This is a genomic window from Rhodococcus sp. MS13 (genome assembly GCF_013277835.1).
GTDB classification, from domain to species: domain Bacteria; phylum Actinomycetota; class Actinomycetes; order Mycobacteriales; family Mycobacteriaceae; genus Rhodococcus_F; species Rhodococcus_F erythropolis.
Genome location: NZ_VBTL01000004.1, coordinates 61,151 through 75,409 on the forward strand (window position 1 = coordinate 61,151; position 14,259 = coordinate 75,409).

At 61.8% G+C, this 14,259-nt stretch carries 12 protein-coding genes; 6 read left to right on the forward strand and 6 right to left on the reverse strand.

From position 1 onward, the window contains the following. The first annotated feature begins 24 nt into the window (after nucleotides 1–24). On the forward strand, nucleotides 25–1,599 hold the full coding sequence (locus FEZ59_RS08595; protein ID WP_021332137.1) for an NCS1 family nucleobase:cation symporter-1: 1,575 nt from the start codon (nucleotides 25–27) through the stop codon (nucleotides 1,597–1,599). 5 nt (nucleotides 1,600–1,604) lie between these two features. Further along, a complete protein-coding gene (locus tag FEZ59_RS08600) occupies nucleotides 1,605–2,333 on the forward strand; it encodes an aspartate/glutamate racemase family protein (RefSeq protein ID WP_021332136.1) in 729 nt (242 codons plus the stop codon). Here FEZ59_RS08600 and FEZ59_RS08605 read toward each other — a convergent pair. Both FEZ59_RS08605 and FEZ59_RS08610 read right to left on the reverse strand, forming a co-directional pair. Further along, the gene (locus FEZ59_RS08605; protein ID WP_031330862.1) at nucleotides 2,300–3,475 is read right to left on the reverse strand and encodes an MFS transporter; all 1,176 of its coding nucleotides are present in this window, start codon (nucleotides 3,473–3,475) and stop codon (nucleotides 2,300–2,302) included. The genes FEZ59_RS08600 and FEZ59_RS08605 overlap by 34 nt on opposite strands. A 99-nt stretch (nucleotides 3,476–3,574) precedes the next feature. Next, nucleotides 3,575–3,886 (reverse strand): metalloregulator ArsR/SmtB family transcription factor, encoded by a 312-nt coding sequence (locus FEZ59_RS08610; protein ID WP_021345375.1) that lies wholly within the window; start codon nucleotides 3,884–3,886, stop codon nucleotides 3,575–3,577. A 342-nt stretch (nucleotides 3,887–4,228) separates the two neighbouring features. On the opposite strand from FEZ59_RS08610, the gene FEZ59_RS08615 reads away from it, so the two are divergent. Then, nucleotides 4,229–5,476 carry an MlaD family protein gene (locus tag FEZ59_RS08615; RefSeq protein WP_031330861.1) on the forward strand — a complete coding sequence of 416 codons (1,248 nt, stop codon included), beginning with the start codon at nucleotides 4,229–4,231 and terminating at the stop codon, nucleotides 5,474–5,476. Nucleotides 5,477–5,522: 46 nt separating this feature from the next. Beyond that, nucleotides 5,523–6,299 (forward strand): class I SAM-dependent methyltransferase, encoded by a 777-nt coding sequence (locus FEZ59_RS08620; RefSeq protein ID WP_019745049.1) that lies wholly within the window; start codon nucleotides 5,523–5,525, stop codon nucleotides 6,297–6,299. A gap of 7 nt (nucleotides 6,300–6,306) precedes the next feature. Here FEZ59_RS08620 and puuE read toward each other — a convergent pair whose 3' ends face one another. The 4 genes from puuE to FEZ59_RS08640 all read right to left on the reverse strand — a co-directional run bounded on the left by puuE (nucleotide 6,307) and on the right by FEZ59_RS08640 (nucleotide 11,577). Further along, on the reverse strand, nucleotides 6,307–7,236 hold the full coding sequence (puuE, locus tag FEZ59_RS08625; RefSeq protein ID WP_021332133.1) for an allantoinase PuuE: 930 nt from the start codon (nucleotides 7,234–7,236) through the stop codon (nucleotides 6,307–6,309). Nucleotides 7,237–7,252: 16 nt separating this feature from the next. Beyond that, nucleotides 7,253–8,239 carry an allantoicase gene (gene alc / locus FEZ59_RS08630; RefSeq protein ID WP_020970582.1) on the reverse strand — a complete coding sequence of 329 codons (987 nt, stop codon included), beginning with the start codon at nucleotides 8,237–8,239 and terminating at the stop codon, nucleotides 7,253–7,255. Nucleotides 8,240–8,242: 3 nt separating this feature from the next. After that, nucleotides 8,243–9,487: an aldolase/citrate lyase family protein gene (locus FEZ59_RS08635; protein ID WP_021332132.1), complete on the reverse strand. Its 1,245-nt coding sequence runs from the start codon at nucleotides 9,485–9,487 to the stop codon at nucleotides 8,243–8,245. Between the two features lie 62 nt (nucleotides 9,488–9,549). Further along, nucleotides 9,550–11,577 carry a CocE/NonD family hydrolase gene (locus FEZ59_RS08640; RefSeq protein ID WP_021332131.1) on the reverse strand — a complete coding sequence of 676 codons (2,028 nt, stop codon included), beginning with the start codon at nucleotides 11,575–11,577 and terminating at the stop codon, nucleotides 9,550–9,552. A 140-nt stretch (nucleotides 11,578–11,717) separates the two neighbouring features. Here FEZ59_RS08640 and FEZ59_RS08645 point away from each other — a divergent pair, with 140 nt between their 5' ends. Together FEZ59_RS08645 and FEZ59_RS08650 are read left to right on the forward strand one after the other, a co-directional pair. Next, nucleotides 11,718–12,641 carry a pseudouridine synthase gene (locus FEZ59_RS08645; protein ID WP_021345384.1) on the forward strand — a complete coding sequence of 308 codons (924 nt, stop codon included), beginning with the start codon at nucleotides 11,718–11,720 and terminating at the stop codon, nucleotides 12,639–12,641. 75 nt (nucleotides 12,642–12,716) lie between these two features. Further along, entirely contained in the window at nucleotides 12,717–14,252 is a 1,536-nt protein-coding gene (locus FEZ59_RS08650) for a CYTH and CHAD domain-containing protein (RefSeq protein WP_134999843.1), read from the forward strand. Nucleotides 14,253–14,259: the final 7 nt, after the last annotated feature.

The window sequence follows — 14,259 nt, forward strand, 5'->3', positions numbered from 1 at the left end:
CTGCACTGATGCACAGGAGCTGTCATGACCGACATTCTTCCGTCCCGAACGACCACTACCCCAACTCCCCCAAAGGAAACCGGCTCGGCCGACCTCGTCGAAGCCGCGGGCCACCCGGTCGGCGGCGGACTGATCAAACCGGGCTACGACCCTCGCTTGACCAACGAGGATCTGGCGCCGCTTCGCAAGCAGACCTGGTCGTCGTACAACATCTTCGCCTTCTGGATGTCCGACGTACACAGCGTCGGCGGATATGTCACTGCCGGTAGTCTTTTCGCACTGGGATTGGCCAGCTGGCAAGTACTCGTCGCCCTGCTGGTCGGTATCACGATCGTTTACTTCTTCTGCAATCTCGTCGCCAAGCCCAGCCAAGTTACCGGCGTACCGTATCCGGTGATCTGCCGCAGCGTGTTCGGTGTCCTCGGCGCGAACATCCCGGCAATCATTCGTGGCCTGATTGCCGTGGCCTGGTACGGGATTCAAACCTTTCTCGCTTCGGCAGCCCTCGATGTCGTACTGATCAAACTCTATCCGTCACTCGCACCGTATGCCGTCGTAGAAGACTACGGATTCGCCGGACTCTCCGCACTGGGCTGGGGAAGTTTCATGCTCCTGTGGGTACTTCAGGCCTGCGTCTTCTGGCGAGGCATGGAATCGATCCGCCGCTTCATCGACTTTTGCGGGCCGGCTGTGTACGTCGTGATGTTCATGCTGTGCGGGTACCTCATCTACCAGGCAGGCTGGAGCGCTGTCGATCTCACACTCGGCGACGTCAAGTACTCCGGTTTCGACGCCGTGCCGGTCATGCTCGGTGCGATCGCTCTGGTTGTCTCGTACTTCTCCGGACCGATGCTCAACTTCGGTGACTTCTCCCGCTACGGGAAGTCGTTCGCTGCAGTCAAGAAGGGCAACTTCCTCGGTTTGCCGTTGAACTTCCTCGTATTCTCGGTGTTGGTCGTCGTCACGGCGTCGTTGACACTGCCGGTGTACGGCGAACTGATCACCGATCCCGTCGCAACAGTGGCACGAATCGACAGCACCTTCGCCATCGTCCTCGGCGCACTCACCTTCACCATTGCCACGATCGGCATCAACATCGTGGCCAACTTCATTTCCCCGGCCTTCGACTTCTCCAACGTGAGCCCGCAGAAGATCAGCTGGCGCGCCGGCGGGATGATCGCGGCGATCGGCTCGATCCTCATCACCCCGTGGAACCTCTACAACAATCCCGACGTCATCCACTACACGCTCGAAACCCTCGGAGCCTTCATCGGTCCGCTGTTCGGAATCCTGATTGCCGACTACTACCTCGTGCGCAAGCAGAAGGTGATCGTCGACGAACTGTTCAGCATGTCGCCGACCGGAACCTACTGGTACAGCAAGGGATACAATCCTGCTGCAGTGATCGCCACCGTGGTGGGAGCCGTCGTCGCGATGGTCCCGGTCCTGGGCAAGGACCTCACCGGGATGTACACCGCAGCGCAGTACAGCTGGTTCATCGGTTGCGGGCTCGGATTTGCCGTCTACTACCTACTCGCCACGCGCACTTCCCTGGCTGTCCGGAATGCTTCTTCTCCCGGCACTGTGACGGTCGACTGATCGTCATGAGAATCAAGGTGATCAACCCCAACACCACGTGGGCGATGACCGCCAAGATCGAGGAATGTGCTCGGGCCGTCGCGGGCTCGGGCACATTCGTCGAGGCCGTCAGCCCTGCGATGGGTCCCGCGTCGATCGAAAGCCACTACGACGAAGCTCTCAGCATCCCCGGAATCCTGGCCGAGATCGCCGCCGGAGAAAAGAACGAAGTCGACGGCTACGTCATTGCTTGCTTCGGTGACCCAGGCCTAGATGCAGCCAGAGAGCTGGCCAAGGGCCCCGTCGTAGCTGTTGCCGAAGCGGCAATGAATTACGCAAGTTTCCTGGGACGCGGATTCAGCATCGTGACCACCCTCGGTCGAACCCGCGGCCGCGCAGCCGATCTGGTGGACCGGTACGGCATGCAGGCTCGGTGCCGGGGTATCCACTCCTGCGAGATTCCGGTTCTGGAACTCGATCGTAATCCCGACGCGCGAAAGGTGATCTTGGAAGCCTGTTTCGACGCATTGGAGCAAGACGACTCGGACGTCCTCGTGCTGGGTTGCGCCGGCATGGCGGACCTGTGCCAGGACTTGTCCGACGAACTCGGTGTCCCGGTAGTCGACGGCGTTGCCGCTGGGGTCACGATGGTTCAATCGTTGGTCACCCTCGGACTGTCGACCAGTGCGCGCGGCGAGTTCACACGGCCACTGCCCAAAATCTACACCGGCGCACTGACACCGTTCTCGCTGTGAACGTGCCCGAGCGAGAGTCGAGCACCGATCGTCACCAGTGCCAGGACCGAGAACAATACTCCGGCCCAGACTAATTGGCGGGTTTCGAAATGCGCGAGAAACAGTCCACCGACCGCAGTTCCGAGCGTGATCCCCAAGTTGGAGAACGAGATGAAAAGGCTGTTGCCGAATTCAGGCGCGTCGACTGCGTCTCGCCCCATCCAACTCTGCGAAACCACCAGACCACCGGAATGCACTACACCCCAAACCAACACGGCTACAACCATCGCACCGAAGTACGGGCCTGCCAGATAGAGCATCACGTAGACGACGATGTACAGCAAGGGAAAAGCCACAACCGTGCGCACCACACTCTTGGCGAGCACCGCCCCGAAGACGAAGTTGCCGAAGATCATCACGACACCGAAAGCCAAGAGCATCGCGCTGATCCACGATCCGCTCATGCCCGTCACTCCGCCGAGGTATTCGGCGAAGTATCCGTACACCGAGAACATGGCTGCGAAGACGAAGGTGACGGAAAGGATGGTCAACCACACGCGCGGCCGGCGAAGGATCCCGACCTGTGCGCCGTACGACAGGCGTTGTGTCACCGGAGCCGAGGGCAGAAGTACGACAATCCCGAGAAACGCGAGAACGTTGACCACGGCACCGAAAACGAAAGCCGTGGACACCGAGAAGTTCTCGGCCAGATACGACGTCAGCGGTACACCGAATGCGAATCCTACTGTGACACCCGCAAATACTTTCGTCACAGCTGCAGTTGCTTCCTCCGGTGGCACCAGTCGAACTGCACTCGCGAGTGCGAGCGCGAAGAAGACCGGGTGAACCACGGCGGGAATGATCCGAAATACAAACATCACCTCGAAACTCGACGTGCTCGCGTACACCATGTTGGAGACCGCAAAGACTGCAATCGCCACCAACAGAACGGTTTTCCTGTTGATTCCCGAGGTGATCAGCGTCGTGAACGGACCGGTCACCGCCACGACGAGCGCAAACACACCGACCAACCATCCGGCAGTGGACGCGGTGATACCGAACTTTTCGCTGACCTGAGGCAGAACCCCGATAATGCCCATCTCCGTAGTGATGATTCCGAATACACCCAACGCCAGAACCGGTATCAACAATTTCGACTTCACGACACACTCCTTACTACTACGCCACACAAGACAGATACATATCTAGATATATAGATATGTTTGATTGAGCAAAACCGGCCGTCGAGGGCAATCCGACCGCTACAACTTTTCGCGAACGAATTCCCTGAACTCGCCGATCACGGTTTCGTTTCGTCGGTAGTACGTCCACTTCCCGATGCGCTCGGACTCGAGCAGACCTACATCTTTCATGCCCTGCAGGTACCCCGAGATCACCGACTGGGCAAGTCCCGACCGCCCCTGAATATCACCGACACAGACTCCGATATGAAACCCGAGATCCTGTTGCGTGTACGAGTCCTCGTCGAAATACTTCGCCGGATGCGCGAGCCACTCCAAGATCTGCAGACGAGTCGGGTTGGACAGCGCCTTGAAGATCGCCAAAGCATCCATGGACCGCACCCCTTCTCCTCGCCAACCGGAACGCATCTACTTTTATGGATATGTTTGGCGAAGTCAAGCCCGATTCGGACGCAAAGCTACGTACGTCACATCGACGCATTTGAAGTGAGCTGTGCCACTTACGTTTCGACGACCTGCGGAAATCTCAGCGCCGACTTTCTATCTGTGACGACTTGTTTATAGTTATCGCCAACAACGAATTGCCGGAAGTTTCCGGTTCGCCCGAGAATGCTCGCGGGTGAACACAATTCGCTCAACACCAGCCGTACCCGGCTAGTCATTCGGGAGTCGAACCATGAACACACCGCATCAGTTCAGGGCCGTCCCCACATGGTGATGTCGAAGCTCGCCAAGTGGCAGCTGGTCGCACTCGTCGTGGTTGCACTCCTGGGTTTGATCTATGTCGGAGCGAAATACGTACGGCTGGACAATCTTCTGGGATTCGGCCAATACACGGTCAAAACCGAACTGGCGACGTCCGGTGGCATCTTCACCAACGCCGAAGTGACCTATCGCGGGGTACCCGTCGGACGCGTCGGCGACATGTCGCTCACGTCCGACGGAATCGAAGTCGACCTGTTGATCGACAGCAGTGCTCCACAGATTCCCGCATCCGCGCGAGCCGTGGTGGCCAATCGCTCAGCCATCGGTGAGCAGTACGTCGACCTTCAGCCCGATACCGACCAGGGCCCGTTCCTCGAAGACGGCTCGGTGATCGCCGTGGGCGAGACCACCACGCCGATCCCCATCGAGAACGTCTTGACCAGCGCGAACGGTCTGGTGCACTCCGTTCCGGTCGACGCACTCCACACCGTCGCGAAGGAACTCGGCGCGGCATTCAACGGCAAGGGCGAAGATCTGCAGGTACTTGCCGACTCGCTGTCGGGGATTTCCCAGTCGGGCCTCGACACTCTTCCCCAGACCCTCGGACTGATCCGCGACAGCCAGACGGTACTCACGACCCAGTCCGATCAATCGTCGGCGATCAAGCAGTTCAGCACCGACCTCGACGCACTGGCTGCGCAATTGCGCACCAGCGACCCCGACATCCGACGCGTGATCGACAACGGCATACCGGCCAGCGAACAAGTCGGCTCTCTCGTCACCGAAGCCGGCCCCGCGCTCACGACCAACCTCTCCAACCTCTCCGCCGTTGCAGCGGCAGCCGCCCCGACACTGCCCTCGCTGCAGCCCTTCCTGCTCTTCCTGCCTGCCCTCGCCGGGGCGGCGCCCACCGTTGCACCGGGAGACGGCACAGTACATCTGGGCTTGGTACTCGAGACCAACAACCCGCTCTCGTGCACCGTCGGTTACGAAGGGACCATGGCGATCCTCGACGAGATGAAGCGCAAGGACCCGAACTTCGACGACACGACGCAGAACTTCCCGTTGAACACAGCCGCCAACTGCCAGGCACCCCAGGGCAGCGAAACGGGAGTTCGGAGCGCCAACCGCATCGCGTTCGCCGACCCGAACACCTCGCAACCGTGGGACAGCAAGCCCAAGGTGGACCCGGACAAGCTCAACCTGAACCCGATTGCCACACAACTCGCACCGATGCTCGGTGCCACCCCGAAGTAGCCGTAAAAAACTGGCACCGTCGACGCTCCGCGACGATGATGATGTGATGTCGCAAGGAACGCCTGAGAGGACGTCACGAAGTTTCGAGGAACTTGTCGCCGAAGCCGAATCCGCCTCCGTCGACGGGTGGGACTTCTCGTGGCTCGACGGGCGCGCCACGGAGCAGCGTCCGTCGTGGGGGTATCAGAGGTTGATGGGTGAACGTCTCGGTGGTGCCGGCGCTGCGCTGGACATCCAGACCGGCGGCGGCGAAGTCCTCGCCGCTGCACCGACACTCCCGCCGGTGATGGCGGCAACCGAATCCTGGCCACCGAACGTAACCAAGGCCACCGCGCTTCTGCGTCCCCGAGGTGTGGTGGTGGTCGCGGATCCGGACGAGCCACCGCTACCGTTTGCCGATTCGGCTTTCGATCTGGTGACCAGTCGACACCCTGCGACGGTGTGGTGGGCCGAGATCGCTCGGGTACTCGAACCGGGAGGAACGTACTTCGCTCAACATGTCGGTCACGCCAGCGTGTTCGAACTCGTCGAGTTCTTCCTCGGTCCTCAGCCGCAGGCTCGTCGCGGACGGCACTACGAGGACGAAAGCGCCGACGCGATTTCGGCCGGGCTCACCGTCGTCGACCTTCGTTTCGAGCGTCTGCGCATGGAATTCTTCGATATCGGCGCCGTTGTCTACTTCTTACGCAAGGTGATCTGGATGGTTCCGGGATTCACCGTCGCGCAGTATCTGGACCGGCTCCGGGAACTCGATCAGCAGATCCGTCGAGACGGATCTTTTGTCGCGTACTCGAGTCGATTTCTGATCGAGGCGCGCAAATAGCCCCGCATTACGCGGGGTGAATGGTCTTCCAGTGCTCGGCGATGTCGATTCGCCGCGAGATCCAGACCTTTTCGTGTGACTGCACATGGTCCAGGAAACGCTCGAGGGCGGCAGCTCGGGCAGGGCGTCCGACTATGCGGCAGTGCAACCCGACGGAGAGCATCTTCGGTGATCCGGCCGTTCCCTCCGCATACAGCACGTCGAAGGCGTCACGTAGGTGCGCAAAGAACTGATCGCCGCTGGGAAATCCTGCTGGAGAGGCGAAACGCATGTCGTTGGTATCGAGCGTGTACGGAACGACGAGATGCTTCACCGACTCTGTGCCACGCGGAACGTCTACCCAGTACGGCAGATCGTCGGCGTACGAATCGGAGTCGTAGTCGAAGCCGCCGTGCTCGACCACCAATTCGCGGGTGTTCGGTGAATCGCGTCCGGTATACCAACCGAGAGGCGCCGAACCCGTCAGATCTTGCAGAATCTGGACTGCCTCGGTCATGTCGGCGCGTTCACGCTCGATGTCCACGGATTGGTAAGACTTCCAACGTAATCCGTGACACGCGATCTCGTGACCCAACTCCTGAAAAGCACTGACTGCTTCCGGGTTACGCTGCATTGCCCGCGCCACCGCAAAGACCGTGAGAGGCAGGTTTCGCCGCTCGAAGGTCCGCAGGACACGCCACAACCCGGCCCGGGAGCCGTACTCGTACAGCGATTCCATGCTCATGTGTCGATTCGGAAATGCCTCCGCCGGAGTCATTTCCGACAGAAAAGTCTCCGAGGCCGCGTCCCCGTCGAGGACGTTGTTCTCGGCTCCCTCTTCATAGTTGAGTACGAACTGAACCGCTATCCGCGCGTCGCCGGGCCAGTGCGGATGCGGCGGATGAGGGCCGTACCCCACCATGTCCCGGGGATAGTCGTCGCGCGGATAGTCGCTCATGGCAACAACTTTACCGTCAGCGCCCGGAGATCACAGCGCGAGCAGCGTCGGTGAGTACGCCGAATACTCTCAGCCGCGCCAGGCCACCGTCCGGGAAGATGTCCAGACGGACATCGGTGACCGGAACTTCGGAATCGATCGGAAAGCGATGGCGCGTGTCCGGACGCAGCGTCGTACGCGGCAACAGTTCGATCCACTCCCCTTCCGGAGTTCGGCCGGTCAGAGCGCCCTCACCTGGACTGTTTCCGAGGAAGTACGAGGTGTCGATCTCGACGAAACTCAACACGCCTTCACCCGCGAGTTGTACTTGCACCCAGTCGTTTCCGTCGTCGCGGCGCCTGGCGGTCTCCCACCCGTCCCCCATCGAAGCAGCGCGGCCGGGGAACAGAATGTTCTGCGGTGAGCTGTAGAACATGTTGGAGCAATCGGTCACGCGGCCACCGTTTTCGAGTGCTGCGAGGTCCAACGGCCCGGCATCGAGGAAACGCGGGTCTGGCCGCGCTTCACCGTGAACACGGAATCTCGCAACGCCGCCGTCCGGATAAATGGTCAGCTTGACGTGCGTCCATCGATCCTCCGAAACCACCGAGAACGGATTCTCCGAGTCACCGTGCACGGTCGAGCGTTCGACGATGGTTGTCCACTCGCCGGATCCGGCCAGGTCGACGGGATCCGGATACCCGTCGACGGAGATTGCTTCCACCGAGATCTCGGGCGGGTAATTGCCCTTGAACCACGCGGTGTCGACCACGACGCCCCGCACCACTCCAGGAACACCGAGGCGCACGATCGCCTCGTCATGACCTGCCACACGGCGACGACGCGTCTCCCAACCGTCGTACACCTGCCCCTTGTGTCCGAACGTCGCCGGCTGGTATCCGGCTTTACCTGGTCGGATCAGGGCCTCGCGCTCGGCGAATGCCTCGTCGTTCGCCCAGATGACGGCTCCGCCGAGGGTGCGCAGTGCCAGGTCGGGCAGCAAGGTGAATTCGGTGGTGCTCATCGGTCAGTGTTCTCCTGTGATCGGTGTGGTGCGTCCTACGAGGTGGTGGAGTGCGTTGGTGTCCGCGCTCGGGGCGAGCCGGAGAACGTCGGATTCTGGATAAGCCCCCGCGTCGAGCCCGCGCAGTACCACCGCTGCCAGCGCCTGGGCAGTTGCAGGTTCGTCCATCACGTCGCCACCTTGGCGCCCCAGGTACGACTGGATGCGCGGGGCAGCGGCGCCGAGTGCGTTGCGGTAGAAGCCGAACGTGGCGAGCCAGCGGGTGACCAGATGCCCGGGGTGCATGTCCCACCCCTGGTAGTAACCGCGTTCAAGGGACCGCGTGACGAGACGATGGTGCCGAGTGATCGCGTCGCGGATCGCCGTGGCGCTCCCGACGGGCGCGACCTGAGTTGACCCGTCGCACACCCAGACGCCGGTCTGCGCGGCAGCAGCCAACATGAGAGCCTTTGCGTGGTCTGCCACCGGATGTTCGAGCGACTGATGACGCGATGCAATTCCGCAAGCCGCACTGTAATCGTAAGTGCCGTAATGCAAACCGGTCAGACGGCCGGCACCGCGATGGATGGCCTGAGCAACTGCCACAGTTCCGTCGGCAGCGATGACCGCCTGCGGGCTCTCGATCTGCAGCTCGAACCGAAGCGAACCGGTCTCGAGTCCGTGCGCCTTCTCCAGTTCTTCGCAGAGCGCCACCGTCGCCGTGACCTGCTCCACCGCGCGCAGTTTGGGAACGGTGAAGACAAATCCGTCCGGCACTCCGCCGGCCGCGTCGAGCACAAGCTCGAGCGTCCTGATCGAGCGTCGACGCTCACCGGCCGGCAGCCCTTTGAACCTGATGCCGCCCCAGTTCGGCCCGGCAGGATCAGCGCTCAACGCTGCAAGTGTCCGCCCGGCCGACGTCGCTGCTGCGTCTTCTTCTTCGTCGCTGCGGCGTCCGTACCCGTCCTCGAAATCGATCCGAAAGTCTTGGACCGGCTTGCGGCCGAGTTGAACTCGCACAGCTGCGAGCGCATTCTCCGTGTCGAGATCGGCGAACACATGCGCATGGGAATCGAGCAGCGCGATCGCCTGCTCACCCCAGAGACGAGGGGTGTCGACGGTTGCATCCGCGGCACTGACGTAAATCGTGTGCACGGGCTGGATCTCGTCACGGTTTCCCGGGTACTGGGCCGCGAGCCGCTCGTCCACCGGATCCAGAAGTCCGTCCAGACGATCGTGGACGGCGGCGGAGAGTCGGGATTCTGTCATCGGACGATCTTCGCAGAACGTCCGCGAGCCCGCAGGTTCTCACGCCGCCGATCCAGTCCGGGTCAGCGACCCCCTACGAACGGAACGTTGACGAAGCTCGGCCGATCCGCAGCCAATTCGATGTGCTGCGGCTTCAGTTGGCTGTCGGCAAGCATCGGCCCGAGCGCCAGGTATCGCGGCACGCTGGCAGCGTAGACGTCGACGCGGAGCCGGTGACCGGGTTGTAGCACTGCGTCCGTCGGGAGCATCTTGATGTCGACGGCGGTGACCTCACCGGGAACCACCGGCTGACGCGTGTCGATCGTCAGATAGTGGTGCGGTTCACTGTAGTCACCGTTGGCCGAGCGAGTGCTCTTGGAATCGTCGACCGCCCGGAGCGACGCAGTCAGAGCGCCGTTCGTGATCGGTCTCGATGTTCCGTCCGGCGCTACGTCGTTGACCGTCGCTGCCCAGAATCCGTCCGTCGCGTCCAGGACTGTCTCGAGGTGGACGTTGATCGGGCCCGAGAGTGAGGTCGGCTCCGTGACTGCCTCACCGGTGAACGTCAGACCCTCCGCTTCCTGGAATCGGGAATCCTTGGAACACGACGCACCGAGCACCACGGAGATCCCGGCAGTGCCCTGAGTTCCGTCACCGGAGCAGAAGCCTCGCAGTCCGGGTGCGACTGTCAATCGCGCTGCGGCACTGGGCTGGTCACTGGTCAGTGAACCGTCGTAGGCCGCATGGGCGGCAGTTCCGCTGGGCGCGGAGTTCAGATACATACGCTCGTACGTCGCGCCCGCTCGCGGGAACTGATCATCCGTGATCCATCCGCCACCTTGCTGGAACATCGTCACCGGACCGTATCGCTCGATTCCGTTGTCGATGCCCTTGAGCCACTTGTCGAACCACGCGCGTTCGAGTACGTCGAGGCGAGGCGGCGCACCGTCCTTGCCGAATCCTCCACCGGGAGTGACGTGATAGCCGTTGCCCATGATCAACTGCTTCTGCCCCGCCGGCAGATCGATTCCGTTGTAGATCCGCGGCTCGCTGTTGGCGAAGATGTCGTGCCAACCGCCGTAGACCATCGTCGGAACAGTGATGTTGCCGACGTCAGCGGATCGGTCCTGATAGAACTGACCGTCCTGTGCGACTTGCAGAGTCGACGGTGACACGTCCTCGATTCTCTGGGCCGTCATCGCTTGTACCAGTTCAGGAATCAGGGTGCCGGGATCCTCGAGGCGGCTCGCCAACCACAGTGGATCGAAGTTGCCTTGCAGGATGTCCTGAACGTTCGGAATGAGTTTGAGCCCGTTGACCGCGGTCAGCCACAACGGCATGAACCCGACCCCGAGTCCGCCACCGGTTCCGACGATGTCGCGTAGCAGATCGTTGCCGGGTTCGACTGGGAAGATTGCCTTCAACGCAGGCGGATTGTTACTCGCGGCCTGTACGGAGTTGATCGCGGAGTACGAGATTCCGGCCATCCCCACCTTGCCGTCGGACCACCCCTGCTTGCTCATCCAATCGATGACTTCGACCGAATCCTGTTGCTCGCGCTTGCCGAGCACGTCCCAATTACCTTGGGAGAAGCCGGTTCCACGTGCGTCGACCACTACCTGCGTGTATCCGTTCTGGACCAGATCACGGTTGACGCCGAGAACCCTGGCGCCTCCGCCGGCAATGACGCCCGTCAACTCCGAGACTCCGTCGAACGGCGCCGCGAGGTCGAGCGAGTTCGCCACGTCCATCAACGTCTCACCCACCTGCGGGATCGACAGAGCTGAATCCACCAACGTGTCCAGCAGTTTCGTGTACGGAGTTATGTTGAGAACCGAAGGCGCCTTCGATTCCACAGCGCGCCCGGACGCATCCGCCGGTCGGTACACATTTGCCTGCAGAACCGTGCCGTCACTCATCGTGATGGGTACGTCCCACTCGACGGAGACGCCCGGATACTGCGGCGCAGCCTCCGTGGCCGCGAGCCAGGCCTGTCCGTCCGACCCTCCCGTCGGATCCGCGGAAGCGACAGCGCTCGGCACCGTCAATCCCACGACGCACAGCCCCACCGCAATCGTTGTCGACCTTCGACGTAGAAGTCGTGTCCTCACGAAAACCCCAATTTTCTGTTGTGATGACCCAGCCCTGCCCCCACGACAGTGACCGGCGTCACGAACTTACCGGATAGTAACTTCCGTCCCATATGTCGTCAATAGGTCTCGATGCCGCCCGGACGGCTAGCTTTGAAGATGTGTCACGATCTCCCCTTCCCGTCCGCGACGGCCTGAACCCGAGTCGCATCCGTCAGCCAGACGACGGCATGTGGGCGACGACGCTCGACTATCTGCTCGAACGGTTTCCCCAGGACGCCGTCCGCCTACGGGAGAAAGTCGCAGCCAGGGAGGTCGTCGACGAGAAGGGCGTCGCGATCACCGAGGCGAGCGCTTTCGCTCCCCGGCGTTTCGTCTACCTGTACCGCGACGCTCCGGTCGAAGCGCGGGTGCCGTTCGAGATCGACATCCTCTACCGGGACGAAAACATCCTGGTCGTGGACAAGCCGCACTTTCTCGCGAGCACGCCACGCGGGCGATACATCGCCGAATCGGCCTTGGTGCGGTTGCGTCGGGATCTCGATCTGCCGGAGTTGAGTCCAGCGCATCGCCTCGACCGCGTCACGGCAGGACTGCTGCTGTTCACCGTGCATCAGGCGGCCCGGCGCGGCTATCAGACCATGTTCGCCGACCGCCGCGTCACCAAGGAATACGAGGCCATCGCGCGTTACGACGCGCAGGTGAGCACTCCCGCGGTCGTGCGCAGTCGCATCGTGAAAGAAAGGGGCGTGCTCAAGGCCGCGGAGATCGAGGGCGAACCCAACAGCGAGTCGCGGATCGAACTGATCGAGACGCGAGACGGCTTCGCGCGGTACCGGTTGATTCCCCATACCGGCAAGACCCATCAACTTCGCCTGCACATGACCTCGCTCGGGCTCCCGATCCACGGCGACAACTTCTATCCCGACTTCTACGACGTTGCCGCAGAGGATTATTCGAACCCGCTGCGCCTGCTGTCGAAGGTTCTCGAGTTCGAGGATCCCACGACCGGCCGGCTGCAACGGTTCGAAAGTCGGCGGACCCTGTCCTGGCCGGACGAATCAGGCCGTGGCGACTCGCCGTAGGGACCCCGGACCCTTCCACTGCGCCTCCGATACCGGGAGGATGGAAGCGCAGACCGCACCGCAAGAGGAGACCAGATGAGCAAGACCGCCGTCGTACCCGAAGCCGTACGGGAGATCGAGCGCAAGTACGAGGCGCCGGCCGAGCAGGAAGTTCCCGCGCTGGGTGGACTTCCCGGTGTCGTCGGCGAACCGGTCCACGACTCGATACAGCTCTCTGCCACCTACTTCGACACCGCCGACTACCGGTTACTCGCCGAGAAGATCACGCTGCGCAAGCGTGAGGGCGGCGACGACGCGGGGTGGCACATGAAACTTCCCGCAGGCGAGGACACTAGAACCGAAATCCACCTTCCCCCGGACGAGAGCACCGATGTGCCCTCGCCGCTGGCGAGTCTGATCCGGGCGGTCATCCGCGGTCACGATCTGGTGCCGGTCGCCCTGATCATCACCGATCGGGAGCGCACCAGACTCAACGGCGAAAACGGTGTTCTGCTTGCCGAAGTGGTCTCCGACACCGTCATCGCCTGCAAGGCAGACGGTTCCGGTGAGTCGACGTGGCAGGAAGTCGAGGTCGAACAAGGCGCAGGCGGGCAAGCCCTGGCCGATGCAATCGAGTCGGTTCTACTGGACGCGGGGCTCGAGCGTTCTGCGAGTCCGTCCAAACTCAAACGAGCACTGGGCACTTCGGTCACTCCATACGTCGGCCACGAGGTCACCACTGGCAAAGCGTCGAATCCGCGAATTCTGTTGCGTAATTACCTCATCGAACAACTGCGCGCACTGGTCGCCGCGGATCTCGGCACGCGCCGCGCCGACGACGAAGCCGTTCACGACTTCCGGGTCGCAGCACGTCGTATCCGCAGCGCTCTACAGTCGTACGCCGGTCACTCCCCCAAGACCGACGATCTCATCACGGATCTTCGGTGGATCGGTGGAAAGTTCGGTGACGCCCGCGACGTCGAGGTCCAGTGGGAGCGTCTTGTGGAACGACTCGGTGAAATCGACGAGATGCCCGAGCGAGAAGCAGTGCGCGCTCGAATCGACGAGTACTTCTCGGCCCGCGGTGAAACCGCGCAGGAAACCGCCCTCGAAGCGCTCGATTCCGAGCGCTACACCACACTGCTCGATCGACTCGACGAGTACGTCGGCGACCTCGAATTCGACACTGCCGCCCACCGTGTAGGAAAAAAGGCGTCGGCACGAGAGCTGGCGCATACCCTGCGCCATCTAGCTCACAAGGTCGGTAAGCGAGTCGATCACGTCTTCGATGCCGATACCCGCACCGAGCGTGACGAGCGAATGCACCGCGCACGCAAGGGCGCCAAGCGGATGAAGTACGCGATCGAGGTCATGGAACCGGTGTCGAAGAGCCGGGCCAAGCGCGCCTTGAAGCATTTCAGCCACTTCCAGGATGTTCTCGGCGAGCATCAGGATTCCGTTGTAGCCCAACATCACCTGCTCGAAATTGCTGCGGAGCAGGAGCACACCTCGCTCACCAGTTTCGGATTGGGCATGGCCTACCGACGAGAACTGGAAATCGCCGACGGGCAATCAACACTGCTCCGCAAGACGTGGAAGGAAGCCGTCAAATCAGCGTCGTCACTCTGGTGACCAGGCT

Excerpts from the sequence above, each read along its gene's own strand:
- FEZ59_RS08610 (WP_021345375.1), bottom strand. The coding sequence starts at position 3,886 with ATGGATGCTTTGGCGATCTTCAAGGCGCTGTCCAACCCGACTCGTCTG.
- FEZ59_RS08635 (WP_021332132.1), bottom strand. The coding sequence starts at position 9,487 with ATGACAGAATCCCGACTCTCCGCCGCCGTCCACGATCGTCTGGACGGA.
- FEZ59_RS08620 (WP_019745049.1), top strand. The coding sequence starts at position 5,523 with ATGTCGCAAGGAACGCCTGAGAGGACGTCACGAAGTTTCGAGGAACTT.
- FEZ59_RS08650 (WP_134999843.1), top strand. The coding sequence starts at position 12,717 with ATGAGCAAGACCGCCGTCGTACCCGAAGCCGTACGGGAGATCGAGCGC.
- FEZ59_RS08600 (WP_021332136.1), top strand. The coding sequence starts at position 1,605 with ATGAGAATCAAGGTGATCAACCCCAACACCACGTGGGCGATGACCGCC.
- puuE (WP_021332133.1), bottom strand. The coding sequence starts at position 7,236 with ATGAGCGACTATCCGCGCGACGACTATCCCCGGGACATGGTGGGGTAC.
- FEZ59_RS08595 (WP_021332137.1), top strand. The coding sequence starts at position 25 with ATGACCGACATTCTTCCGTCCCGAACGACCACTACCCCAACTCCCCCA.
- alc (WP_020970582.1), bottom strand. The coding sequence starts at position 8,239 with ATGAGCACCACCGAATTCACCTTGCTGCCCGACCTGGCACTGCGCACC.